Origin of the sequence: Pseudomonas sp. MIL9 (assembly GCF_016887925.1) — a bacterium.
Taxonomy (GTDB): Bacteria; Pseudomonadota; Gammaproteobacteria; order Pseudomonadales; family Pseudomonadaceae; genus Aquipseudomonas; species Aquipseudomonas mohnii.
The window spans coordinates 415646-439301 of record NZ_JAFEHE010000004.1 but is presented as its reverse complement, the minus strand read 5'-3'; the positions used below and the strand labels follow the sequence as shown (position 1 = coordinate 439301).

Here is a 23656-nt window from a genome sequence, read left to right as displayed (position 1 = left end):
CTGTGGGAGCACGCTCCCACAGGGATCAGGCCGGTTCGGCAATCGAGCCAAATGCCCCTTGCCGCGACACCACGATCAGCACGCCCAACGCCCCCACTGCCATCAGCAACGGCAAGGCGTGCCCGCTGATCCACTGGCTGCCGGCACCGGCCAGCAAGGGCCCGATCAGGCAACCGATGCCCCATAACTGCGCGATGTGCGCATTGGCCCTGACCAGCGCGTCGTCGCGATAACGTTCGCCGATCAGAATCAGCGACAAGGTGAACAACCCACCCGCGCTGGCACCAAACAACACCCACAACGGCCAGATCAGCAGCGTGTCGATCAGCAACGGGATGGCCAGACTCGACCCCAGCAGCACCACCGCGCACCCGGTAAACAAGGCGCGCCGCGACAGGCGATCGGCCAATGCGCCAATCGGTAATTGCAGCACGGCATCACCGACCACCACCGTACTGACCATCGCCAGAGCGATTTCCGTGGTGAAGCCCTGGCGCAGGCAGTAGACCGGCAGCAGCGTCAGGATCATCGCCTCGAACGCGGCAAACAGCGACACCGCCCAGGCAATCGCCGGCAGTCCCCTGCAGAACCCAAGCAAATCCCTCAAGGTCACGCTACCGGCCTCACTGTTCGGCGCACCGCTGCGGCCCAACAACAGAAACGGTGCCGCCATCAGCAGGCCGACGCCAACCCAGAAACCATAATCGTGCTCAGTACCAAGAAAGCCCAACAACACCGGCCCGGCCAGCTGACTCAGTGCATAACTGCTGCCATACAGCGCAACCAGGCGCCCACGCCATTGCTCGACCACCAGTTGATTGATCCAGCTTTCACCGATGATGAATACAAGCGTCAGGATCACCCCGATCATCAACCGCAGCACCAGCCAGATCGGGTAGCTCGGCAACAGCGCCAGCAAGCCGATGGAAACCGCTCCGGCCCACAGGCATAGACGCATCAAATTGGCCGTACCAAGACGCGCCGCCAGACGACTGGAAATTTTCGCCCCGACCAAAACGCCAATGGCTGGCATCGCCGCCATCACACCGATGGCAAACGAGCCGTAACCCCAGCTTTCCAGGCGAAACGACACCAGCGGCATGCTGACACCCAGGGCCAGGCCGACACTCAAGACAGACGCCAATACGGCGAAATACGTCGCCCAACGCATGTTCCACGCTCCTGTGGATAGTTTTATGTACAGCACAAAACACTGTGGGAGCGAGCCTGCACGCGATAACGGAGCAACATTCAACTTGTTCGTCGACTGTCACACCGCTATCGCGAGCAGGCTCGCTCCCACAAGGGATCTGCTTCGTTCAGGAGGCCTGCTCTGCAACAGGCCGCCTGTAACGACTTACAGCTTGATCCAGGTCGCCTTCAGCTCGGTGTACTTGTCGAACGCGTGCAGCGACTTGTCGCGACCGTTGCCGGACTGCTTGAAGCCACCGAACGGTGCAGTCATGTCACCGCCATCGTACTGGTTGACCCACACGCTACCGGCACGCAGTGCACGGGCGGTCAGGTGCGCCTTGGAGATATCGGAAGTCCACACTGCAGCGGCCAGACCGTACGGGGTGTCGTTGGCGATCGCGACGGCTTCTTCGGCGCTGTCGAAGGTAATGACCGACAACACTGGCCCGAAGATTTCTTCCTGGGCGATTTTCATCGCGTTGCTCACGCCATCGAAAATCGTCGGTTCAACGTAGGTGCCACCGGTTTCCTGGAGGATACGTTTACCACCGGCCACCAGTTTGGCGCCGTCGGTGCGACCCGATTCGATGTAGGACAACACGGTGTTCATCTGCTGGGTATCCACCAGCGCGCCGACGTTGGTTGCCGGATCCAGCGGGTTGCCCGGCTTCCAGGTTTTCAGGGCTTCGATCACCAGCGGCAGGAATTTGTCCTTGATCGAACGCTCCACCAGCAGTCGCGAACCGGCGGTGCAGACTTCGCCCTGGTTGAAGGCGATAGCACCCGCGGCAGCTTCAGCTGCTTCCTGCAGGTTCGGTGCGTCGGCGAACACGATGTTCGGGCTCTTGCCGCCGGCTTCGAGCCAGACGCGCTTCATGTTCGATTCGCCGGAGTAGATCAGCAGTTGCTTGGCGATCTTGGTCGAACCGGTGAACACCAGGGTGTCGACGTCGTTATGCAGGGCCAGGGCCTTGCCGACGGTATGACCGTAACCCGGCAGGACGTTGAGCACGCCTTTCGGAATGCCGGCTTCGACTGCCAGAGCAGCGATGCGGATGGCGGTCAGCGGCGATTTTTCCGACGGCTTGAGGATCACCGAGTTACCGGTGGACAGGGCTGGGCCGAGCTTCCAGCACGCCATCATCAATGGGAAGTTCCACGGCACGATGGCGCCGACAACGCCGACCGGTTCGCGCGTCACCAGGCCCAGTTGATCGTGCGGGGTAGCTGCGACTTCGTCGTAGATCTTGTCGATGGCTTCGCCGCTCCAGCTCAGGGCTTGCGCCGCACCGGGAACGTCGATGTACAGGGAATCGCTGATCGGCTTGCCCATGTCCAGGGTTTCAAGCAGGGCCAGCTCTTCGGCGTGCTGTTTGAGCAGGCCGGCAAAACGGATCATGGTGGCTTTGCGTTTGGTCGGCGCCAGGCGCGACCAGACACCGGAATTGAAGGTGGCACGGGCGTTTTCAACAGCGCGCTGGGCGTCGGCGGCATCGCAGCTGGCGATTTTGCCCAACAGACGGCCATCGACCGGGCTGATGCACTCGAAGGTCTCGCCGGAGACGGCATCGGTGTATTCGCCATTGATGTAGGCGCGGCCTTCGATCTTCAGATCGCGAGCCCGTTGTTCCCAGTCGGCACGAGTCAGGGTGGTCATACGAGTGTCCTCCTCTTATTGAATACGACACCCGCGTTCTTCGCGGGCGCTGTCAGGAATTCTGCCCGGCCAGCCTGCTTTCGGCCCAAGGCAACTGCCACCCTAAACCAGCGGCAGGGGAAGTTTCAATATATTTGACAAAAGGCCGGCAAACGACCTTGCGATGTTCATTTTAATAAACATAGACTTTGGCGATACCAACAATAACGGAGGAATACAACAATGAGCATCCAGAACATCGTCGACTTCGGCCAGGCTACCACCGAGCCCGAACGCTATCGACCAGACCCGGCAAAGGTGCTCAAGGGCGATCCAGAGCAAGCGGTCTACAACCACTACAACAGCCCTTGCGGCCAATTGAATGCCGGCGTGTGGGAAGGCGCAGTCGGCCAGTGGCTGGTGAACTTCACCGAGCATGAATACTGCGAAATCGTTCAGGGCGTTTCCGTCCTGCGCGATAACGATGGCAACAGCAAAACCGTGCGCGCAGGTGATCGCTTCGTGATCCCGGCCGGTTTCCGGGGCACTTGGGAAGTGCTGGAGCCTTGCCGCAAGATTTATGTAGCGTTTGAGCAGAAGGCCTGAAGACTTTCATTGTCTGGACCCACCTCATCGCGGGCAACCCACGCGCCCACGAAGATCTGCGTCGTTTGCAAAACCTCTGGAAGCGGGCTGGCTCCGGGCGAAGCTACGCCGATGAGGCCCTGACAAACATCACAAAACTCAAGCAACAAAAAAGGCCCGTATCTCGCGATACGGGCCTTTTTCGTAAGAGGGAAAAATCAATTACTTGATTTTGCCTTCTTTGTAGATCACGTGCTTGCGAACAACCGGATCAAATTTCTTGATCTCGATTTTGTCCGGAGTAGTACGCTTGTTCTTGTCGGTAGTGTAGAAGTGACCAGTACCGGCGCTCGAAATCAAACGAATCAATTCACGCATGATTAGCTCCCTTAGATCTTGCCGGCTTTGCGGATTTCGGCCAGCACGGCAGTGATGCCACGCTTGTCGATGATACGCATGCCTTTGGCAGATACGCGCAGACGCACGAAACGTTTCTCTTCTTCAACCCAGAAGCGGTGATGCTGCAGGTTCGGCAGGAAACGACGACGGGTTTTGTTGTTTGCGTGGGAAATGTTATTCCCAGTCACCGGACCCTTACCGGTAACTTGACAGACTCTAGACATGCCTCAGCCCTCTAAAACCACATGCCCAACCCGGCATGGGTTGGCCGCTTAATCTCTCAGTCATTTGGCGCCAGGCGCCGCGTTTCTTTAGGGGTCTTACCGGCTACACCTACAAACGAAGGAACCGGGCCCCTAGAAAAGAGCGCTGCTTTATACCAGAAAGACTAGAGAGCAACAACATTCGCTGTACATTGAGTTGATAAAAACCCTGTTTTTCGAGCGTCAGGCGCTTTGGATAAAGGCTATCGTCGACTCCGACCGCTCGTCGCAGAGAATCGCCCGACACGCCGTCCCAGCGTTTTTTCCAACCGGCACACAGCAAAATCAGTCGCCGATAGTCTCCTCAAAATCAAAAAGGGGATAGTCATTTGCAATCGAGCCCACTAGGGTAAGCCTTTTCCAGACTGCACTTGCAGATGGGCCTTCGATCTGTAAAGGAACCCGACCATGCGCCTCGCTGCCCTACCGTTGTTGCTCGCCCCGTTTTTGCTGAGCCCACAGGCCTTCGCCGCCGCCCTGAGCGTCTGCACCGAGGCCAGCCCGGAAGGCTTTGACGTGGTGCAATACAATTCGCTGACCACCACCAACGCCTCGGCCGACGTGCTGATGAACCGGCTGGTGGACTTCGACACCGCCAGCGGCAAAGTGGTCGCCAGCCTGGCGGACAGCTGGGAAGTCAGCCCCGATGGCCTGATCTACGTCTTCAAACTGCGCCCGCAGGTGAAATTCCATCGCACCGAGTATTTCAGCCCGACCCGCGAGTTGACCGCCGAAGACGTCAAATTCAGCTTCGACCGCATGCTTGACCCCGCCAACCCGTGGCACCAGGTTGCCCAGAGCGGTTTCCCCCATGCGCAATCGATGCAATTGCCAGCGCTGATCAAGAAAATCGACGCCCTTGACCCGCTGACCGTGCGCTTTACCCTCGACCACCCGGACTCGACCTTCCTCGCGACCCTGAGCATGGGTTTCGCCTCGATCTACTCGGCTGAATACGCGGACAAATTGTTGAAGGCCGGCACCACGGACAAGCTCAACAGCCAGCCAATCGGCACCGGCCCGTTTGTTTTCACGCGTTTCCAGAAGGATGCCTCGGTTCGCTACAAAGCCAACCCGGACTACTTCGGCGGCAAACCGTCAGTGGACCCGCTGATCTTCGCCATCACCCCGGACGCCAACGTGCGCTTGCAGAAGTTGCGCCGCAACGAGTGCCAGATCGCCCTGTCGCCCAAACCACTGGACGTACAGGCCGCGCTGAAAGAGCCGACCCTGAAAGTGGAAAAGACTGACGCCTTCATGACCGCATTCGTCGGCATCAACAGCCAACATCCACCGCTGGACAAGCCCGAAGTGCGACAGGCGATCAACCTCGCCTTCGATAAGGCCAACTACGTCAAAGCCGTGTTCGAGGACACCGCCGAAGCGGCCAACGGCCCGTACCCACCCAATACCTGGAGCTACGCGAAGAACCTGCCGGGCTACCCCCATGACATCGAGAAAGCCAAGGCCTTGATGGTCAAGGCCGGGCTCAAGGACGGCTTCCAGACCACCATCTGGACCCGCCCTTCCGGCAGCCTGCTGAACCCTAACCCGAGCCTCGGCGCGCAGCTGCTGCAATCTGACCTTGCGGAAATCGGCATTCAGGCCGAGATCCGCGTGATCGAATGGGGCGAACTGATCCGCCGCGCCAAGGCCGGTGAGCATGACCTGCTGTTCATGGGTTGGGCTGGCGACAATGGTGACCCGGACAACTTCCTCACACCGCAGTTTTCCTGCGCGGCGGTCAAATCCGGCACCAACTTCGCCCGTTATTGCAATGCGGATCTGGACAAGCTGATCAGTGCCGGCAAAACCACCGGCGAGCAAGGCGTTCGCACCAAGCTTTATGAGCAAGCGCAAGCGCAGATCCAGCAACAGGCGCTGTGGCTACCGCTGGCCCATCCGACGGCTTTCGCCCTGACGCGCAAAAATGTCGAGGGTTATTCAGTCAGCCCGTTTGGGCGTCAGGACTATTCAAAGGTCAAACTGTAGGAGCAAGGTTGCTCCTACAGTGATGCACTCATTCACATCCACCCATACTCGGCCATGGACAACGGATCGCCGTCGCCGATGATGAAATGATCAAGCACCCGCACATCGATCAACTCCAGCGCCTTTTGCAAACGCTTGGTCAACACCCGATCAGCCTGACTGGGGTCGGAGTTCCCTGACGGGTGGTTGTGGCAGTTATGTGCCCCGTTTTCTTATGTGCCCGAAGGTAGCCACACCGGCGTAGATCAAGGATTTCGGCCCAGCATCAGGGCACATAACCGCAGGCCAAGCGCAGCATGACATCTCCTTCGCTTTTCTAGAGAGGTGGTTGTCATGTTGGAACATCACTTTCGGTCGTTTAAGGCGATTGACCGCATCAAGGCCCTGTGGCTGGGCCCGCAGATCGAGCGTTACGTCCAGTCGCTCGACGAGCAGCACACGTCCAATGACACGATTCGACAGCATGTCCGGGCGCTCGCGCACTTCAACGATTTCGCCATCGCAAGAGGCGCTACGCAGTTGCAGGAGCTTCCCGATCATGTCGATCCTTTCGTCGAACGATGGAAGGCCGAACATGGCGGCTGGTGCAAGAACGCCCAGGACAGGGCGGCAGTTGTCGCGCAAAGCCGTATTCCCGTAGAGCGGATGTTGTGCGTGGCCTTGTCCGGCTACACGCGACCGAGCAATAAGCCCGCCATGCCGTTTTCCGTCTCCGTCCCAGGCTTCTTCACCTTTCTGGTGGAGGAGAAGGGGTTGCTCCGTACCACACTGCACAATTACATCTACACGCTGCGTCCATTCGAGTCGTACCTAGCGCAAGCCGGTATCGTCTTGGCCGGACTGACGCCTGCCTGCATCACCGATTTCCTCAGCGAGCGCGCAAAAACCCTACACAAATCCGGCATGCTCAACAGCGCAGGGGCCTTGCGCGTCTTTCTCCGCTATCTGCACCGAGAGGGCATCGTGGTCACGGATCTCGTGCACAGTGTGCCGCGCGGGCGCAGCTACAGGCAGGCCTCCATTCCTCGCGCCATTCGCTGGGAGGATGTCAAGCGACTGCTTGCCAGCATCGATCGGCGCTCGGACCTGGGTAAGCGCGACTATGCCATTCTGGTGCTGCTGGCCAGCTATGGGCTGCGTGCCAGGGAGATCGCGGCCCTCTGCCTGGACGACTTCGACTGGAAGCACGCCCAGGTCAGTATTCCCATGCGCAAAGGTGGGCACTCGACCCGCTATCCACTCTCGGCGACAGCCGGCGAAGCGGTCATTGAGTATCTGCAGGTTCGACGCACCGACGTGGCGCATCGCCAAGCCTTTCTCACGGCCAGGTCGCCCTACGCGCCCATGCAGCACGCCACGGTTTCATCGATGGTCGGCATCCGGATGCGAGCCGCCGACATCCAGGTGTCCCGAGCGGGATCGCACACCCTGCGCCACGCCTGTGTGCAGCATCTCGTCGAGGCCGACGTCCCCTTCAAGGTCATCGGCGACTACGTCGGCCACCGTAACCCGGCCTCCACACTGGTCTACGGCAAGGTTGCGCTGCACAAGCTGCGCGAACTGGTCATCGCAAACGCGGAGGACGTGTTATGACCGCCCACTGGAATGGTTTTCACAGCCCCCTCGCGCCTCACATCGAACAGTACCTGCGCGCCAAGCGGGCCATGGGATGCAAGTTCGCCAACGAAGACCGCCAACTGCGTCTGCTCGACCGGTTCCTGGATGAACAAGGCATCGACAGCATTGAAGCGATCGATGCTGGATGCCTGCAGGCCTTCCTGGTCTCCCGCCATCGCACCAACCCACGCAGCTACAACAACTTGCTGAGCAATGTGCGACGACTGTTCGACTGGATCGTCAGCCAGCAGCTGCTCGCGGCGTCCCCTGTACAAGCTAAAGCGCAGCCGCAGACGGCCCGGCGGCTGCCTTTCCTGTTCCCGCCCGAGGCCATCCGGCAACTGCTGGCCCATGCCAAGGCATTGCAGGACAACTCGCGCGCGCCGCTGCGGGGCGCCACCTACGAGATGATTTTCGCCTTACTGGCCGGCCTCGGTCTTCGGGTTGGCGAGGTAGCCCGCCTGCAATGGGGCGACGTGGACCCGGAGCGCGAAGTCCTGGAGATCCGAAACACCAAATTTGGCAAGGACAGGCTGGTGCCATTCGGCCCCAAGCTGGCCGCCAGGCTGCGCGGCTATTTGGCCCTACGCGAGGCCCGAGGTTATGCCTGCGCGGGTGCCTGCTTCCTGTTCTCCTGGAATGGACGAGACCCCATCAGCACGAACAGCATCCGCAATACGTTCCGCGATGACCTGCTGCCGCAATTGGCTCTGAATGTCCCGGCCGGCGTCTTCGGACCGCATGTCCACGGACTGCGTCATTCGTTTGCAGTCCGAACGCTGCTGAGGTGGTATCGCCAGGGGATTGCGCCTGCCGATCGCCTGCATCACCTGTCGACCTTCCTCGGGCACCTCAACCCAGCCAGCACGGCCGTGTACCTGACCATCACCAGTGACCTGCTCAGTGCTGCCAACCAGCGCTTCGAGGTCTTTGCACCGTTGCTTGCCGAAGAGGTGGCGCCATGAAACTCCAGAGTTTTTCATCGGTCATCCATGGCTACATCCTGGACTACCTTCCCCGGCACAAGGGCTTGCAGCCCAGCACTATCCGCAGTTACCGCGACAGCCTGCGCCTGTTTCTGGTCTTCGTCGCCGGAGCGCATCACCGGGGCGTAAGCGAACTGGAGCTGGAACATCTGGACTACCACGCGGTGCTAGCTTTCCTGCGCAACATGGAGGTCGAACGTGGCAACGCCATCAGCACGCGCAACCAGCGCCTGGCGGCGCTGCACGCGCTCTACGAGTACATCGGCCGCACAGTCCCCGAGATGCTACCGTCCTGCGCAAAGGTCGCGGCCATTCCGATGAAGCGCTGCCCTCTGCCGGAGATGAAGTTCCTGGCACGCGATGAAGTCGAAGCCTTGTTCGCCAGCATTCCCGCTCAGGACAGGCTCTCGATACGCGATCGCGCGCTCTTGATGCTGCTGTACAACACGGGGGCGCGTGTCTCCGAAGTGGCCCAGTTGACGGTCGGCCAGCTCGATTTGCAGTCGCCCGCCCAGGTTCGATTGCTGGGCAAAGGCTCGAAATGGCGGACCTGCCCCTTGTGGAGCCAGACGGCGAAGGCCTTGCAAGCCATGCTGGACGAACGCGCAGCCTCCTTGGGGCCAACCGAGTCGGTGTTCGTCGGGACGGGCGGAGCGCCGATGACCCGCTTCGGTATCTACAAGCGCATCCGCCACCTTGCGCAGGCCTGGGAGGCCTCGGCCAGGCCCTTTTCGCAGGTCCGGGTCACGCCGCATGTGTTTCGGCATACCACCGCGGTTCATCTGCTCGAAGCTGGCGTCGAGGTGAATGTCATTCGGGGCTGGCTGGGGCACGTCAGGCTGGAGACGACCAACCGGTATGCCGAAATCACCATCCGCATGAAGACCGATGCTCTGGAGCTGTGCGAGCCCGTCGCTGCAAGCCTGGGACGCTCGCGCAAACCCGCGTGGCAGGACGATGCCGCAATGCTGGCCTGGCTGTCGTCCTTGTAGTCGCTACCCGCTGCTGGGCTGGGTGATTTGCTTTCGCTTCGCTTGATCGTCCAACCTCACAACAACCATCCATCTGCCGATCGGGCGGGGATTCGCCGTCTTGGCGGCTCACCCGTTATGTCTCCTGCTACTGGGCCGAAATCCTTGATCTACGCCGGTGTCGCCGCCCTCGGACACATAAGAAAACGGGGCACATAATGTTCATTTTGTGGCGCGCCACAAAATGGCAGAGGATCAAGGCTGCTGCGTTGTTAGCCAGCGCACGCTTGACCACCTCCCGCGGATGCACACTCGTATTGTCAATGGACCCGCGAAACAGCGTTTCGAAGCTCAGTACCTGATGCTTGGAATCCAGAAACAGGCAACCGAATACTTCATGCGGCTCGTGACGCAGCATCGATTTCAGGTATTCACGGACCACGTGGGGGTTTTCCAGTGCCGGTTTCTGGCGCGCCCGTTCAGCCAAATGCCGCCGGCTCATTTCCTGGGCTGCCTGCAATTGAGCGAATTTTGCCGGGCCCAGCCCCAAATGCATGCTGAACATGACCAGATCGGCCTCGAGCAGTGCGCGCAGACTGCCAAACTGGCCCAGCAGATGCCGCGCCAGATCCACCGCGCTTTTGCCGGATACGCCGGTTCGTAAAAATATCGCCAGTAACTCGGCGTCTGAAAGACTCGCGGCTCCCAGCGTCAGTAATCTCTCCCGCGGCTGCTCCGCCACCGGCCAATTGCGAATACTCATAGCACCTCCCTGTCTGTGGGCGCCGCTGTTCCGTAGCGGTCGCTGTGATATCGTAGCCCATCTTTTTTGCTGGCGAATTCATCCCTGGGGAGGGGGTATCGCCAAGCAGCCACCAACGAATTGAAAGGCAGGCCTATGCAGCGGCTGTATCGGAAACGCATCGTTCTGGGCGTCGGCGGCGGTATCGCTGCCTATAAAAGCGCCGATCTGGTTCGCCGCCTGATGGACCAGGGCGCCGAAGTGCGCGTAGTCATGACCCGTGGCGGCGCCGAATTCATCACCCCGCTGACCATGCAGGCCCTGTCCGGGCACCCGGTTCATCTGGATCTGCTGGACCCGGCAGCCGAAGCCGCCATGGGTCACATCGAACTGGCGAAATGGGCCGATCTGGTGTTGATCGCGCCGGCTACCGCCGACCTGATCGCTCGTCTTGCCCAAGGCATTGCCGATGATTTGCTGACCACGCTGGTGCTGGCCACCGACGCGGTCGTCGCCGTCGCCCCGGCGATGAACCAGGCCATGTGGCGCGATCCGGCGACCCAGGCCAACCTGCAAACCCTCGAAAGTCGCGACCTGAAAGTCTTTGGCCCTGCCTCTGGCAGCCAGGCCTGCGGCGATGTCGGCCTGGGGCGCATGCTCGAAGCCACCGATCTGGCCCAGTGCGCCGCCGACTGCTTCCAGCGCCAGGCGCTGACAGGCAAGCACGTGCTGATCACCGCTGGCCCGACCCAGGAAAACATCGACCCGGTGCGCTACATCACCAACCACAGCTCCGGAAAAATGGGTTTCGCCCTCGCTGAAGCAGCTGTTGAAGCTGGCGCTCGGGTGACGCTGATCACCGGCCCCGTGCATTTGCCGACCCCGGACCGTGTCACACGCATCGATGTAGTCAGTGCCCGCGACATGCTTGCCGCCTGCGAAGCTGCGATCCCCTGCGACCTGTTCATCGCCTCTGCCGCAGTTGCGGACTACCGTCCGGAAGTAGTCGCACCACAAAAACTTAAGAAAGATCCTACGAACGGCGACGGCTTGTTGCTGCAAATGGTGCGCAACCCGGACATCCTGGCCAGCATCGCAACACGCCCCGACCGTCCGTTCAGTGTCGGTTTCGCCGCTGAAACCGAACACCTGCTCGACTACGCTGCCCGCAAGTTGAAAGACAAGAACCTCGATTTGATCGTCGCCAACGACGTCGCCAACCCGAGCATTGGCTTCAACAGCGAAGAAAACGCCTGCAGCGTGATCGACCGCGAGCTTCACGCCACACTTTTCGCCCAGACCAGCAAGAGCAAGATTGCTCGTCAGCTGATCACTTTTATCGCCGAACGTCTGAACCAGGTTTAATTTACATGCACGCTTTGCAAGCCAAGATCCTCGACCCCCGCATCGGTACCGAATTCCCGTTGCCGCAATACGCCACACCGGGCTCCGCCGGCCTCGACCTGCGCGCCATGCTGGAGCAGGACATCGTGATCAAACCGGGTGAAACCGTGCTGATCCCTACCGGCCTGTCGGTGTACATCGGCGATCCGAACCTCGCCGCGCTGATCCTGCCGCGCTCCGGCCTGGGCCATAAGCACGGTATCGTGCTGGGCAACCTGGTGGGTCTGATCGACTCTGATTACCAGGGCCCGCTGATGGTTTCTTGCTGGAACCGTGGCCAGACCGACTTCACCATGGCCGTGGGCGAGCGCCTGGCGCAACTGGTGCTGGTACCGGTGGTGCAGGCACATTTCGAGATGGTCGAAGAGTTCGTCGAGACCCAGCGCGGTACCGGCGGTTTCGGTCATTCCGGTAGCCATTGATCCGATAGAGGATCTCTGTGGCGAGAAAGCGCTCTCGCCACGGATTTCGAACGGCCCCAACAGCAAGGTTGACCGCCCAATATCAAGGCATTGGCCAACCCGTTAGCCGCTGACTTCGGCAAGATGGCCTTTTCGCACCACGAACTCTCTGTGGAAAACGCCGTCATACCCTTCAGTTTGAGTCTGCCGAGTCCCTCGCAGGCGGGTCCAACCACATTCGAGATGGAGTTTCCCCAGATGAGCACCCCGGCCCAAATTGCCCCCAAGTTCCCAGACAGCATCTTCCGCGCCTACGACATTCGCGGCACCGTCCCGGAATTTCTGAACGCAGAAACGGCCTACTGGCTCGGTCGCGCCATCGGTGCACAGAGCCTCGCGCAGGGCGAACCCAACGTATCCGTTGGCCGTGACGGTCGCCTGTCCGGCCCGGAGCTGGTGGAAAAATTGATTCAAGGCCTGGCCGAAAGCGGCTGCCATGTCAGCGATGTCGGCCTGGTGCCAACGCCAGCGCTGTACTACGCCGCCAATATCCTGGCCGGCAAATCCGGGGTCATGCTGACCGGCAGCCACAACCCGTCGAACTACAACGGTTTCAAGATCGTCATCGCCGGCGATACCTTGGCCAACGAACAGATCCAGGCCCTGCACGACCGCCTCAAGACCAACGACCTGAGCAGCGGCAAGGGCAGCATCACCAACGTCGAGATCCTCGACCGTTACACCACCGAAATCGTCCAGGACGTCAAACTGGCCCGTCGCCTGAAAGTGGTCGTGGACTGCGGCAATGGCGCGGCCGGTGTGATCGCTCCGCAATTGATCGAAGCGTTGAACTGCGAAGTCATTCCGTTGTTCTGCGAAGTCGACGGCAACTTCCCGAACCATCACCCGGATCCGGGCAAGCCTGAAAACCTCGTTGACCTGATCGCCAAGGTCAAGGAAACCAACGCTGATATCGGCCTGGCCTTCGACGGCGATGGCGATCGCGTCGGCGTCGTGACCAACACGGGCAGCATCGTCTATCCGGACCGTCTGCTGATGCTGTTCGCCCGCGATGTGGTGGCGCGCAACCCGGACGCGGAAATCATCTTCGACGTCAAATGCACCCGTCGCCTGATCCCGCTGATCAAGGAATACGGCGGACGTCCGCTGATGTGGAAGACCGGTCACTCGCTGATCAAAAAGAAAATGAAACAATCCGGCGCCCTGCTGGCCGGCGAAATGAGCGGGCACATCTTCTTCAAGGAGCGCTGGTTCGGTTTCGACGACGGCATTTACAGCGCCGCGCGGCTACTGGAGATCCTCAGCAAGGAAAAATCATCGGCCGAAGAGCTGTTCGCGACCTTCCCGAATGATATTTCTACGCCGGAAATCAATATCCATGTGACCGAAGAGAGCAAATTCAGCATCATTGATGCACTGCACGACGCGCAGTGGGGCGCAGGCGCCGACCTGACCACCATTGACGGCGTGCGAGTCGACTATGCCAAAGGCTGGGGCCTGGTTCGCGCATCCAACACCACACCGGTGCTGGTGCTGCGTTTCGAGGCCGATGACGAGGCTGAATTGCAGCGCATCAAGGACGTCTTCAAAGTCCAACTGAAGCGTGTTGCACCTGATCTCCAACTACCGTTTTGATTTATTGAAGCACCGGAGCCCTGAATGACCCTCGAACGCGAAGCCGCCGCCAACACCGCCAAGGTCCTGTCCGAAGCACTGCCCTACATTCGCCGTTATGTCGGCAAGACGCTGGTGATCAAATACGGCGGCAACGCGATGGAAAGCGAGGAGCTGAAAACCGGCTTCGCCCGCGACATCGTGCTGATGAAAGCCGTGGGCATCAACCCGGTAGTCGTTCACGGCGGCGGTCCGCAAATCGGTGATTTGCTCAAGCGCCTGTCGATCGAAAGCCATTTCGTCGATGGCATGCGCGTCACCGACGCAGCGACCATGGACGTTGTGGAAATGGTTCTCGGTGGCCAGGTCAACAAGGACATCGTCAACCTGATCAACCGCCATGGCGGCAGCGCCATCGGCCTGACCGGTAAAGACGCCGGGCTGATCCGCGCGAAGAAGCTCACCGTCACTCGCCAGACGCCGGAGATGACCCAACCGGAAATCATCGACATCGGCCAGGTGGGCGAAGTGGTCGGGATCAACACCGAACTGCTGAACCTGCTGGTCAAAGGCAACTTCATTCCGGTGATCGCGCCGATCGGCGTCGGTGAGAACGGCGAGTCTTACAACATCAATGCTGACCTGGTGGCCGGTAAAGTCGCCGAAGCGCTAAAAGCCGAGAAGCTGATGCTGCTGACCAACATTGCCGGCCTGATGGACAAGTCGGGCAAGGTCCTGACCGGCCTGAGCACTCAGCAAGTCGACGATCTGATCGCCGATGGCACGATCTACGGCGGCATGTTGCCGAAGATCCGTTGCGCACTGGAAGCGGTTCAGGGCGGCGTCGGCAGCTCGCTGATCATCGACGGTCGCGTGCCGAATGCGATCCTGCTGGAAATCTTCACCGATACCGGTGTGGGCACCTTGATCAGCAATCGCAAGCGTCACTAAGCGATCGCGCAAATAAAAAAGACCCCGCTCAGCCTGGCTGAGCGGGGTCTTTTTTATTCCACAATCCCTGTAGGAGCGAGCTTGCTCGCGAAAGACGTCAACGATAACGCGGGGTGTCTGGCGAAAAGCGGCGCCCTGAAGGGCATCGCGAGCAAGCTCGCTCCTACAGGGGCATTGCAGTTAAACGCCGAACTGGGCGCGGTACGCTTCTACCGCCGGCAAGTGCTGCTTGAGTTGTGGATCGTCGGCCAGGAATTCCAATACCTGATTCAGCGAAACGATGCTGATCACCGGAATGCCGAAGTCGCGCTCCACTTCCTGGATCGCCGACAGCTCGCCGTTGCCACGCTCCTGACGGTTCAGGGCGATCAACACGCCAGCGGCCTTGGCGCCTTCCTGGGACGCGATGATCTGCATCACTTCACGGATGGCGGTGCCAGCGGTGATCACGTCGTCGATGATCAGTACGTTACCGGTCAATGGCGCGCCGACCAGGCTGCCGCCTTCGCCGTGGGCCTTGGCTTCCTTGCGGTTGAAGCACCAGGGCAGGTCACGGTTGTGATGCTCGGCCAATGCCACGGCGGTGGTTGCCGCCAACGGGATGCCTTTGTAGGCCGGACCGAACAGCACATCGAAGGAAATACCGCTCTCGGCGATGGCTGCGGCGTAGAAACGCCCCAGCTGCGCCAGGGCAGAACCCGTATTGAACAGGCCCGCATTGAAGAAGTAAGGACTGGTACGTCCGGACTTCAGGGTGAACTCACCGAAGCGCAAAACGCCGCGATCGATGGCAAAACGAATGAAATCGCGTTGATACGCTTGCATGGAAAAACCCCAAATACCACGGATTTAGCTAATTAGCTTGACGCCGTGTATCATACACGCACGCGATTTTTGGGGCCATTTATGCGGATCATCAGTGTGAACGTCAATGGTATTCAGGCAGCAGTCGAGCGTGGTTTGCTCAGTTGGCTGCAAGCACAGAATGCCGACGTCATCTGCCTGCAGGACACCCGCGCCTCCGCCTTTGAACTGGACGATCCAGCCTTCCAACTGGATGGATACTTCCTTTATGCCTGCGATGCCGAAGTCCCCGCCCAAGGTGGCGTGGCTTTGTATTCGCGGCTGCAACCGAAGGCTGTCATCAGCGGTCTTGGTTTCGAGACGGCCGACCGCTACGGGCGCTACCTGCAAGCCGATTTCGACAAGGTCAGCATCGCGACCTTGCTGCTCCCTTCGGGGCAGAACGGCGATGAAGACTTGAACCAGAAGTTCAAGCTAATGGACGACTTCGCCCGTTATCTCGATAAACAGCGACGCAAACGTCGCGAGTACATCTATTGTGGCTCGCTGTACGTGGCGCAACAGAAGCTGGATATCAAGAACTGGCGCGACAGCCAGCAATCCCCGGGCTTCCTGGCACCTGAACGTGCCTGGATGGACGAGATTGTCGGCAACATGGGCTATGTCGATGCCCTGCGCGAAGTCAGCCGTGAAGGCGATCAGTACAGCTGGTGGCCGGATAACGAACAAGCCGAAATGCTCAACCTCGGTTGGCGTTTCGACTATCAGCTGCTGACCCCGGGCCTGCGTCGTTTCGTACGCAGCGCACGCTTGCCGCGCCAGCCGCGCTTCTCGCAACACGCGCCGCTGATCGTGGACTACGACTGGACGCTGACCATCTAAGCGTTGTGCCGAATGAAAAAATGCCCGTATCGCAAGATACGGGCATTTTTTTGGATCATCGGCGGTGTTCGGATCTTCAGGCAGCGGCGAAGATCGGCAACGCAAGGTACGACTTGATCACGATCACATTAATGATGTCGATGAAGAAAGCTCCCACCATCGGCACCACTAGAAACGCTATCTGCGAAGGTCCGTAACGCTGAGTCACCGCTTGCATGTTAGCGATCGCCGTTGGCGTGGCGCCCAGCCCGAACCCGCAGTGTCCTGCTGCCAGCACTGCCGCATCGTAGTTGCCGCCCATGACCCTGAAGGTCACGAACATCGCAAACAGCGCCATGACCAGCGTTTGCGCAGCCAGGATAATGAAAATGGGCAAAGCCAGTGCGGCCAGGTCCCAAAGCTTGAGTGACATCAGCGCAATCGCCAGAAACAGCGACAAGCTGACATTACCCAGCACGGAAACTTCACGCTCAAACACCTGATACAAGCCAAGCGCCGAAAGCCCATTACGCAAAACCACACCCACGAACAAGACGCAAACGAACGTTGGCAGCTCGAAGGCCGTGTCCTTCAGCAGGCCGTTCAGGAGTGAACCCACCAGCAAGCTGACCGCGATCAGGGCGAGTGTCTCGATAAACGAAAATGGCGTGATTGAACGCTCTCTGTTCGGCTGCTCGAAGCCCTTTGGCATCCCTGGCTTTGCTTGCTCGAGACCGGGTACCTGGACACGGTTGATGAGCAGGCGAGCGACCGGCCCACCAATCAATCCACCCAGCACCAGGCCAAACGTTGCAGAAGCCATCGCAAGCTCGGAAGCAGAAGCCAGACCATACTTCTCGCTGAACGTCGCGCTCCACGCAGCGCCTGTACCGTGCCCACCCGCCAGCGTAACGGAGCCTGTCAACAGGCCCATCAACGGATCGAGCCCCAACGCCGTTGCGAGACCGATGCCCATGGCATTCTGAACCACCAGAAGCCCAATGACCGCCAGTAGAAAAACCCCCACTACGCGCCCGCCTTTCTTCAAGCTGGCGAAGTCTGCACTCAAGCCAATGGTCGCAAAAAACGCCAACATCAAGGGTGTTTGCAGCGATGTATCAAATCGAACTTCAATGTCCAGGCTTCGCAAGGCCAGAAGAACCAGAGCAACCAGCAGACCGCCTGCTACAGGCTCAGGGATATTGTAGGTCCGTAAAAAACCAACGCGCGTGACAAGTCCGCGCCCCAGTAACAGCACCAGGGAGGCAGCCACAAGTGTTCCGTAAAAATCGAGCTGAAGCATTGTGATAATTCATTTACATATATTCAGGGGCGAACTTTTTACCTGGACTCGCCTCTTGAACAGGTTGATATATCAACGCTGATTAATTGAGATTCAAGTACCGTCAATGGTTTGAATATATCGAAATATTTCTTGATGAATATTACTTGGCGCAACCTTATCAACCACGCAGCCCCATTGCCAAGCAGACAGGCCGTGATGAAGCCTTGCAGTTGTGACTAAACGTGTAAGACGAATCCATACAAGTGTGTGAGAAAATGTCTGCAGCGCCTGAATTCCGTAATGGCAACTGTTACACACAACTTGAAACATTCAGCTGTATTTAGAAGAGCCAACACTCCGAAGTTGAAGCATTGACTTAAATCGGGACAGACGACCGAGTAAAGTCGACTTTTCTGGACAACAACTTGCGCCCACAGGGGACGGGTTGCTTATTTGATCAGGCGCCAAGTGAACGGATACCGATAAGGCACCCCTTCATTGGCCTTCACGCCAGCAATGATCGTCAGCACTAACGCACCGATCGCGATCAGTCCTAACAGGAAGAACCCGATGATGACTACCATCAGCAGAAAGCAAATGGCGGATGCAATAGCAACGGTAAGCTGAAAGTTCAGCGCCTCCTTGCCTTGTGCATCGACAAACGGGTCCATCTCGCGCTTCATCTGCCAGAGAATCAACGGGCCAATCAAGGTACCGAACGGAATCCAGATCCCAAGCAAGGCGGACAAGTGACAAAACATCGCCCACTGCCGAGCTTCTTTGCTCGGGGTGGGAAGCAGTTGCTGTTCATCACTCATGGCGTCCTCCTTGCCTGGAACATTCCGGTTAGTCAGCCAGCGCAGCCTTTTGCAGGTCGAAGATCTCGTTCATGCCTTTCTTCGCCAGCTCCAGCATGGCGTTCAGCTCTTCAGGCTGGAACGGCGCGCCTTCGGCAGTGCCCTGGACTTCGATGAAGCCACCGGTACTGGTCATCACCACGTTCAGGTCGGTCTCGGCGGCCGAGTCTTCCAGGTAATCGAGGTCAAGCACTGGCTCGCCCTGATACATGCCCACCGAAACGGCACCGATCATTTGCTTGAGCGGGTCGCCGCCCTTGAGGCCGCCGCGCTTCTTGATCACTTTCAAGGCATCGACCAGGGCAACCATGGCGCCAGTGATGGACGCGGTGCGGGTGCCGCCGTCGGCCTGGATCACGTCGCAGTCGACATACAGGGTGACGTCGCCCAGTTTGGACATGTCCAGCGCGGCGCGCAGGGAACGACCGATCAGACGCTGAATTTCCAGGGTACGGCCGCCTTGCTTGCCGCGACTCGCTTCACGCTGGTTACGCTCGCCGGTGGCACGCGGCAGCATGCCGTATTCGGCGGTCAACCAGCCTTGGCCCTGACCTTTGAGAAAACGCGGCACGCCGTTTTCCACGCTGACAGTGCAGATGACTTTGGTATCACCGAACTCGACCAGTACAGATCCCTCGGCGTGTTTGGTGTAGTTGCGGGTAATGCGGATCGAGCGGAGCTGATCGGCAGCGCGACCACTTGGACGTTTCATAAGGGATACCTGTACGGGGACGGAAAACTGCGGAGCATTATAGAGCCGACGGCCACCGCTGGGCACTTCTAAAAAAAACCTCCGACGACCGAAGGCTCTGAACAGCCTGTCACCGGAGCGTTGCAGCCATTTGTGACAGCCTGTGTTTGGGCGCATCCGCGCCACTGCGCTACAATCCTGCGCCTTTGCTGCCAGTCGGCTTAAATTCATTGATATCGGATGACCGGAATCGCTGTTCCGGCCGATCTGCATTGCGAGGTACCTCCATGGTGCACAGCATGACCGCCTTCGCCCGCGTCGAAAAAGCCGGCGTTCAGGGCACCCTGAGCTGGGAACTGCGCTCGGTCAACAGCCGCTACCTGGAACCCCATTTGCGTCTGCCCGAGTCTTTTCGTGACCTCGAAGGCGCCGTTCGCGAAGCCCTGCGCCAGGGCGTGTCCCGAGGCAAGCTCGAATGCACCCTGCGCTTCACCGAAGAAAACACCGGCAAACCGCTGCAAGTCGATCAGGCGCGCGCCGCGCAATTGGTCGCCGCCGCCGAGACGATCGCCAGCCTGATCAAAAATCCGGCAGCGCTGAACCCTCTCGAAGTCCTGGCCTGGCCCGGCGTACTGGTAGGCGATGCCACCGACCCGCAAGCGCTGAACGCCGAAGCACTCGCACTGTTCAACCAGGGCCTGAAGGAACTCAAGGCCGGTCGCGAGCGCGAAGGCGCAGAGCTGGCGCGGTTGATCAACGAGCGCCTGACCTCCATTGAAGAAGACGTGGTGACCTTGCGCGAACTGGTCCCGCAGATGCTCGCCACCCAGCGCCAGAAGGTCCTCGACCGCTTCGCCGACATGAAAGCCGAGATGGACCCGCAGCGCCTGGAGCAGGAAATGGTCATGCTCGCGCAAAAAAGCGACGTCGCCGAAGAACTGGATCGCCTGAGCACTCACATCATCGAAGTTCGCCGGGTACTCAAGTCCGGTGGCGCTGCCGGGCGGCGCCTGGATTTCCTGATGCAGGAACTCAACCGCGAAGCCAACACACTGGGCTCCAAAGCCTTCGACCCGCGCAGCACCCAGGCTGCGGTCAACCTCAAGGTGTTGATCGAGCAGATGCGCGAACAAGTGCAGAATATTGAGTAAGGCATTCCCGACATGACCCACAGCACCGGCACCCTGTACATCATTTCCGCCCCTTCGGGCGCGGGCAAAAGCAGCCTGGTCAAGGCCCTGACCGACGCCGATCCGGAGATCCGCGTCTCGATCTCCCATACCACCCGTGCCATGCGCCCCGGTGAAGTGAACGGCGTGAACTACCACTTCGTCGAGCGCAGCGAGTTCGTGAAGATGATCGAGCACGGGGATTTCCTCGAGCGCGCCGAGGTCTTCGGCAACCTCTATGGCACCTCGCAAAGCCACCTGCAGCAGACCCTCGACGAAGGCCACGACCTGATCCTGGAAATCGACTGGCAGGGCGCCGAGCAAGTGCGTCAACTGATGCCCAAGGCCCGCTCGATCTTCATTCTGCCGCCATCGCTTCAGGCCCTGCACCAGCGCCTGACCAACCGTGGCCAGGACAGCGACGAGATCATCGACGGCCGGATGCGCGAAGCGGTCAGCGAAATGAGCCACTACGTCGACTACGACTACCTGATCATCAACGACGATTTCGCCCACGCACTGAACGATCTGAAGGCGATTTTCCGCGCCAATCAGCTGCAACAAAAACGCCAACAACAGCGTTTTGGCAAGTTGCTGGCTGAATTGCTCGACTAATCAGCTCTTCCCAAAACCGCTGCAAGGGCTTTACATTGGCACTTGCAGCGCGTTGAAGGGCCTGGTCAAAAATCAGCGCTTCCCTAATCGCTGGTGATTTTTTAAACTGTTGAGTCCGCTCGCCCATCCGGGCAGCGCGCATATTGCATTTGCTACGAGGAAGACCATGGCCCGCGTAACCGTTGAAGACTGCCTAGAACACGTGGATAACCGCTTTGAGCTGGTCATGCTCTCTACCAAGCGTGCCCGTCAACTGGCCACCGGCGGCAAAGAGCCGAAAGTAGCATGGGAAAACGACAAGCCTACCGTCGTCGCCCTGCGTGAAATCGCTGAAGGCCTGATCGACTACGCAGCTATCGCCGAAGCCGAAATCGTTGAAGATGAACCGCTTTTTGCTGCATTCGAGGACGAGTCCAACGAGGCCGTCTAAGCCTATGCCTGGTCGACGTAGCACGGCGCGGGATCACAGCTTGCGGCAGGAGTCATCATGCCGAGCATAGACGCCCTCGCCGATCGCTTATCGACCTACCTCGGCAAGGACCAGGTCAACCTGGTCCGCCGGGCGTATTTCTACGCCGAACAAGCCCACGACGGCCAACGCCGCCGCAGTGGCGAGGCGTACGTCACGCACCCTCTCGCGGTGGCGAATATTCTTGCCGAAATGCATATGGACCATCAGAGCCTGATGGCAGCCATGCTGCATGACGTGATCGAAGACACCGGCATTGCCAAGGAAGCGCTGCAAGCGCAGTTCGGCGAAACCGTGGCCGAATTGGTCGACGGGGTCAGCAAACTGACCCAGATGAACTTCGAGACCAAGGCCGAAGCCCAGGCTGAAAACTTCCAGAAAATGGCCATGGCCATGGCACGCGACATTCGCGTGATCCTGGTCAAGCTGGCCGACCGCCTGCACAACATGCGCACGCTGGAAGTGCTGTCCGGCGAAAAACGCCGTCGCATCGCCAAGGAAACCCTGGAAATCTATGCGCCCATTGCCAATCGGCTGGGCATGCACGCGATCCGCATAGAATTCGAAGACCTCGGCTTCAAGGCCATGCACCCGATGCGTTCCGCGCGAATCTACCAGGCGGTCAAGCGCGCCCGGGGCAACCGCAAGGAAATCGTCAACAAGATCGAGGAATCCCTCAGCCACTGCCTGGCCGTTGATGGCATTCAGGGCGAGGTCAGCGGTCGTCAGAAACACCTCTACGGCATCTACAAGAAAATGCGCGGCAAACGTCGGGCCTTCAACGAGATCATGGACGTCTACGCGTTCCGGATCATCGTCGACAAGGTCGACACCTGCTACCGCGTCCTGGGTGCTGTGCATAATTTGTACAAGCCGCTGCCGGGTCGCTTCAAGGATTACATCGCAATCCCCAAGGCCAACGGCTATCAGTCGCTGCACACGACGCTGTTCGGCATGCATGGCGTTCCGATCGAAATCCAGATCCGCACCCGCGAAATGGAAGAGATGGCCAACAACGGCATCGCCGCCCATTGGCTGTATAAATCCAGCGGCGACGAGCAGCCAAAAGGCACTCACGCCCGCGCGCGCCAATGGGTCAAAGGCGTGCTGGAAATGCAGCAGCGCGCCGGCAACTCGCTGGAATTCATCGAAAGTGTGAAGATCGACCTGTTCCCGGACGAGGTCTATGTGTTCACGCCCAAAGGCCGGATCATGGAGTTGCCCAAGGGCTCCACGGCAGTCGACTTCGCCTATGCGGTGCACACCGACGTCGGCAACAGCTGCATTGCCTGCCGGATCAACCGTCGACTCGCACCGCTGTCCGAACCCCTGCAAAGTGGCTCCACGGTCGAAATCGTCAGTGCTCCGGGCGCGCGCCCGAACCCGGCGTGGCTCAACTTCGTGGTCACCGGCAAGGCGCGTACGCACATTCGCCATGCACTGAAACTGCAACGCCGCTCCGAGTCCATCAGCCTGGGCGAACGCCTGCTGAACAAAGTCCTCAACGGCTTCGACAGCACGCTGGAAAAAATCCCGGCCGAGCGCGTCAAGGCGATGCTCACCGAGTATCGCCTCGAGCTGATCGAAGACCTGCTGGAAGACATCGGCCTGGGCAATCGCATGGCCTACGTCGTCGCCCGACGCCTGCTCGGCGAAGGCGAACAGCTGCCGAGCCCGGAAGGTCCACTGGCGATTCGCGGCACAGAAGGCCTGGTGCTCAGCTACGCCAAGTGCTGCACGCCGATCCCGGGCGACCCGATTGTCGGCCACCTGTCCGCGGGCAAAGGCATGGTCGTGCACCTGGACAACTGCCGCAACATCAGCGAAATCCGCCACAATCCGGAAAAATGCATCCAGCTCTCGTGGGCCAAGGACGTCACCGGCGAATTCAATGTCGAACTGCGCGTCGAGCTGGAACACCAGCGTGGCCTGATCGCCCTGCTGGCCAGCAGCGTCAACGCGGCCGACGGCAACATCGAAAAAATCAGCATGGACGAACGCGATGGTCGCATCAGCGTGGTCCAACTGGTGGTCAGCGTGCACGACCGCGTGCACCTGGCCCGCGTGATCAAGAAACTGCGCGCCCTGACCGGGGTGATCCGCATCACCCGGATGCGCGCCTAAGCCAC

The 23656-nt window shown here is 59.5% G+C and carries 21 protein-coding genes and 3 pseudogenes; 14 read left to right on the top strand and 10 right to left on the bottom strand.

Annotated features, from left to right (window positions below):
* Positions 1-25 precede the first annotated feature (25 nt).
* Positions 26-1171, bottom strand: coding sequence for an MFS transporter (locus JQF37_RS06480; protein WP_130211033.1), 1146 nt, complete (start codon positions 1169-1171; stop codon positions 26-28).
* A 186-nt stretch (positions 1172-1357) separates the two neighbouring features.
* A complete protein-coding gene (locus tag JQF37_RS06475; RefSeq protein WP_130211034.1) occupies positions 1358-2851 on the bottom strand; it encodes an aldehyde dehydrogenase in 1494 nt (497 codons plus the stop codon).
* Positions 2852-3073: 222 nt separating this feature from the next.
* On the opposite strand from JQF37_RS06475, the gene JQF37_RS06470 reads away from it, so the two are divergent.
* The gene (locus JQF37_RS06470) at positions 3074-3436 is read left to right on the top strand and encodes a cupin domain-containing protein (RefSeq protein WP_130211035.1); all 363 of its coding nucleotides are present in this window, start codon (positions 3074-3076) and stop codon (positions 3434-3436) included.
* 201 nt (positions 3437-3637) lie between these two features.
* On the opposite strand, the gene rpmG is transcribed toward JQF37_RS06470, so the two are convergent.
* On the bottom strand, positions 3638-3793 hold the full coding sequence (rpmG, locus tag JQF37_RS06465; protein WP_007894709.1) for a 50S ribosomal protein L33: 156 nt from the start codon (positions 3791-3793) through the stop codon (positions 3638-3640).
* A gap of 11 nt (positions 3794-3804) precedes the next feature.
* A complete protein-coding gene (gene rpmB / locus JQF37_RS06460) occupies positions 3805-4038 on the bottom strand; it encodes a 50S ribosomal protein L28 (protein WP_034147715.1) in 234 nt (77 codons plus the stop codon).
* A 447-nt stretch (positions 4039-4485) separates the two neighbouring features.
* On the opposite strand from rpmB, the gene JQF37_RS06455 reads away from it, so the two are divergent.
* Complete coding sequence (locus JQF37_RS06455) at positions 4486-6069, top strand: ABC transporter substrate-binding protein (RefSeq protein WP_130211036.1); 1584 nt, start codon at positions 4486-4488, stop codon at positions 6067-6069.
* 32 nt (positions 6070-6101) lie between these two features.
* Here the strand turns inward: JQF37_RS06455 and JQF37_RS06450 are convergent.
* A pseudogene (locus JQF37_RS06450) lies at positions 6102-6260 on the bottom strand (JAB domain-containing protein); the annotation flags it as partial.
* A 142-nt stretch (positions 6261-6402) separates the two neighbouring features.
* Here JQF37_RS06450 and JQF37_RS06445 point away from each other — a divergent pair.
* The 3 genes from JQF37_RS06445 to JQF37_RS06435 are packed head-to-tail and all read left to right on the top strand — an operon-like array spanning position 6403 to position 9664.
* Positions 6403-7662 carry a tyrosine-type recombinase/integrase gene (locus JQF37_RS06445; protein ID WP_204149572.1) on the top strand — a complete coding sequence of 420 codons (1260 nt, stop codon included), beginning with the start codon at positions 6403-6405 and terminating at the stop codon, positions 7660-7662.
* Complete coding sequence (locus JQF37_RS06440; RefSeq protein WP_204149571.1) at positions 7659-8651, top strand: tyrosine-type recombinase/integrase; 993 nt, start codon at positions 7659-7661, stop codon at positions 8649-8651. Before JQF37_RS06445 ends, JQF37_RS06440 begins: the two co-directional genes overlap by 4 nt.
* Entirely contained in the window at positions 8648-9664 is a 1017-nt protein-coding gene (locus JQF37_RS06435; protein ID WP_204149570.1) for a tyrosine-type recombinase/integrase, read from the top strand. Before JQF37_RS06440 ends, JQF37_RS06435 begins: the two co-directional genes overlap by 4 nt.
* Positions 9665-9887: 223 nt before the next feature.
* Here JQF37_RS06435 and radC read toward each other — a convergent pair.
* A pseudogene (radC, locus tag JQF37_RS06430) lies at positions 9888-10406 on the bottom strand (DNA repair protein RadC); the annotation flags it as partial.
* Positions 10407-10541: 135 nt separating this feature from the next.
* Between radC and coaBC the strand changes: the two are divergent.
* From coaBC to argB, 4 genes and pseudogenes are all read left to right on the top strand, one after another.
* Positions 10542-11750 (top strand): bifunctional phosphopantothenoylcysteine decarboxylase/phosphopantothenate--cysteine ligase CoaBC, encoded by a 1209-nt coding sequence (coaBC, locus tag JQF37_RS06425; RefSeq protein ID WP_090326620.1) that lies wholly within the window; start codon positions 10542-10544, stop codon positions 11748-11750.
* 5 nt (positions 11751-11755) lie between these two features.
* Positions 11756-12211: a dUTP diphosphatase gene (gene dut / locus JQF37_RS06420; protein ID WP_047535088.1), complete on the top strand. Its 456-nt coding sequence runs from the start codon at positions 11756-11758 to the stop codon at positions 12209-12211.
* 276 nt (positions 12212-12487) lie between these two features.
* Positions 12488-13846 (top strand): annotated as a pseudogene (locus tag JQF37_RS06415) (phosphomannomutase/phosphoglucomutase); the annotation flags it as partial.
* Positions 13847-13870: 24 nt separating this feature from the next.
* The gene (gene argB, locus JQF37_RS06410) at positions 13871-14776 is read left to right on the top strand and encodes an acetylglutamate kinase (protein ID WP_047535093.1); all 906 of its coding nucleotides are present in this window, start codon (positions 13871-13873) and stop codon (positions 14774-14776) included.
* A gap of 180 nt (positions 14777-14956) precedes the next feature.
* Here argB and pyrE read toward each other — a convergent pair whose 3' ends face one another.
* Complete coding sequence (gene pyrE / locus JQF37_RS06405; protein ID WP_198131649.1) at positions 14957-15601, bottom strand: orotate phosphoribosyltransferase; 645 nt, start codon at positions 15599-15601, stop codon at positions 14957-14959.
* Positions 15602-15682: 81 nt separating this feature from the next.
* On the opposite strand from pyrE, the gene JQF37_RS06400 reads away from it, so the two are divergent.
* Complete coding sequence (locus tag JQF37_RS06400) at positions 15683-16462, top strand: exodeoxyribonuclease III (RefSeq protein ID WP_003176915.1); 780 nt, start codon at positions 15683-15685, stop codon at positions 16460-16462.
* Between the two features lie 76 nt (positions 16463-16538).
* On the opposite strand, the gene gltS is transcribed toward JQF37_RS06400, so the two are convergent.
* The 3 genes from gltS to rph all read right to left on the bottom strand — a co-directional run bounded on the left by gltS (position 16539) and on the right by rph (position 19295).
* Positions 16539-17744: a sodium/glutamate symporter gene (gene gltS / locus JQF37_RS06395; RefSeq protein WP_130211040.1), complete on the bottom strand. Its 1206-nt coding sequence runs from the start codon at positions 17742-17744 to the stop codon at positions 16539-16541.
* Between the two features lie 431 nt (positions 17745-18175).
* The gene (locus JQF37_RS06390; RefSeq protein ID WP_130211041.1) at positions 18176-18544 is read right to left on the bottom strand and encodes a DUF4870 domain-containing protein; all 369 of its coding nucleotides are present in this window, start codon (positions 18542-18544) and stop codon (positions 18176-18178) included.
* A 28-nt stretch (positions 18545-18572) separates the two neighbouring features.
* Positions 18573-19295, bottom strand: a complete 723-nt coding sequence (rph, locus tag JQF37_RS06385; RefSeq protein WP_047535109.1) for a ribonuclease PH — start codon at positions 19293-19295, stop codon at positions 18573-18575.
* Between the two features lie 266 nt (positions 19296-19561).
* Between rph and JQF37_RS06380 the strand changes: the two genes are divergently transcribed.
* The 4 genes from JQF37_RS06380 to spoT all read left to right on the top strand — a co-directional run bounded on the left by JQF37_RS06380 (position 19562) and on the right by spoT (position 23651).
* Positions 19562-20425 (top strand): YicC/YloC family endoribonuclease, encoded by an 864-nt coding sequence (locus JQF37_RS06380; protein ID WP_103402939.1) that lies wholly within the window; start codon positions 19562-19564, stop codon positions 20423-20425.
* Between the two features lie 12 nt (positions 20426-20437).
* A complete protein-coding gene (gene gmk / locus JQF37_RS06375; protein WP_047535114.1) occupies positions 20438-21058 on the top strand; it encodes a guanylate kinase in 621 nt (206 codons plus the stop codon).
* A gap of 166 nt (positions 21059-21224) precedes the next feature.
* Positions 21225-21488: a DNA-directed RNA polymerase subunit omega gene (rpoZ, locus tag JQF37_RS06370; protein WP_007921129.1), complete on the top strand. Its 264-nt coding sequence runs from the start codon at positions 21225-21227 to the stop codon at positions 21486-21488.
* A 57-nt stretch (positions 21489-21545) separates the two neighbouring features.
* Positions 21546-23651 (top strand): bifunctional GTP diphosphokinase/guanosine-3',5'-bis pyrophosphate 3'-pyrophosphohydrolase, encoded by a 2106-nt coding sequence (spoT, locus tag JQF37_RS06365; protein ID WP_130211042.1) that lies wholly within the window; start codon positions 21546-21548, stop codon positions 23649-23651.
* Positions 23652-23656 lie beyond the last annotated feature (5 nt).

Coding starts and splice junctions, on each gene's coding strand:
- JQF37_RS06480 (WP_130211033.1), bottom strand. CDS start 1,171: ATGCGTTGGGCGACGTATTTCGCCGTATTGGCGTCTGTCTTGAGTGTC.
- JQF37_RS06475 (WP_130211034.1), bottom strand. CDS start 2,851: ATGACCACCCTGACTCGTGCCGACTGGGAACAACGGGCTCGCGATCTG.
- JQF37_RS06470 (WP_130211035.1), top strand. CDS start 3,074: ATGAGCATCCAGAACATCGTCGACTTCGGCCAGGCTACCACCGAGCCC.
- rpmG (WP_007894709.1), bottom strand. CDS start 3,793: ATGCGTGAATTGATTCGTTTGATTTCGAGCGCCGGTACTGGTCACTTC.
- rpmB (WP_034147715.1), bottom strand. CDS start 4,038: ATGTCTAGAGTCTGTCAAGTTACCGGTAAGGGTCCGGTGACTGGGAAT.
- JQF37_RS06455 (WP_130211036.1), top strand. CDS start 4,486: ATGCGCCTCGCTGCCCTACCGTTGTTGCTCGCCCCGTTTTTGCTGAGC.
- JQF37_RS06445 (WP_204149572.1), top strand. CDS start 6,403: ATGTTGGAACATCACTTTCGGTCGTTTAAGGCGATTGACCGCATCAAG.
- JQF37_RS06440 (WP_204149571.1), top strand. CDS start 7,659: ATGACCGCCCACTGGAATGGTTTTCACAGCCCCCTCGCGCCTCACATC.
- JQF37_RS06435 (WP_204149570.1), top strand. CDS start 8,648: ATGAAACTCCAGAGTTTTTCATCGGTCATCCATGGCTACATCCTGGAC.
- coaBC (WP_090326620.1), top strand. CDS start 10,542: ATGCAGCGGCTGTATCGGAAACGCATCGTTCTGGGCGTCGGCGGCGGT.
- dut (WP_047535088.1), top strand. CDS start 11,756: ATGCACGCTTTGCAAGCCAAGATCCTCGACCCCCGCATCGGTACCGAA.
- argB (WP_047535093.1), top strand. CDS start 13,871: ATGACCCTCGAACGCGAAGCCGCCGCCAACACCGCCAAGGTCCTGTCC.
- pyrE (WP_198131649.1), bottom strand. CDS start 15,601: ATGCAAGCGTATCAACGCGATTTCATTCGTTTTGCCATCGATCGCGGC.
- JQF37_RS06400 (WP_003176915.1), top strand. CDS start 15,683: ATGCGGATCATCAGTGTGAACGTCAATGGTATTCAGGCAGCAGTCGAG.
- gltS (WP_130211040.1), bottom strand. CDS start 17,744: ATGCTTCAGCTCGATTTTTACGGAACACTTGTGGCTGCCTCCCTGGTG.
- JQF37_RS06390 (WP_130211041.1), bottom strand. CDS start 18,544: ATGAGTGATGAACAGCAACTGCTTCCCACCCCGAGCAAAGAAGCTCGG.
- rph (WP_047535109.1), bottom strand. CDS start 19,295: ATGAAACGTCCAAGTGGTCGCGCTGCCGATCAGCTCCGCTCGATCCGC.
- JQF37_RS06380 (WP_103402939.1), top strand. CDS start 19,562: ATGGTGCACAGCATGACCGCCTTCGCCCGCGTCGAAAAAGCCGGCGTT.
- gmk (WP_047535114.1), top strand. CDS start 20,438: ATGACCCACAGCACCGGCACCCTGTACATCATTTCCGCCCCTTCGGGC.
- rpoZ (WP_007921129.1), top strand. CDS start 21,225: ATGGCCCGCGTAACCGTTGAAGACTGCCTAGAACACGTGGATAACCGC.
- spoT (WP_130211042.1), top strand. CDS start 21,546: ATGCCGAGCATAGACGCCCTCGCCGATCGCTTATCGACCTACCTCGGC.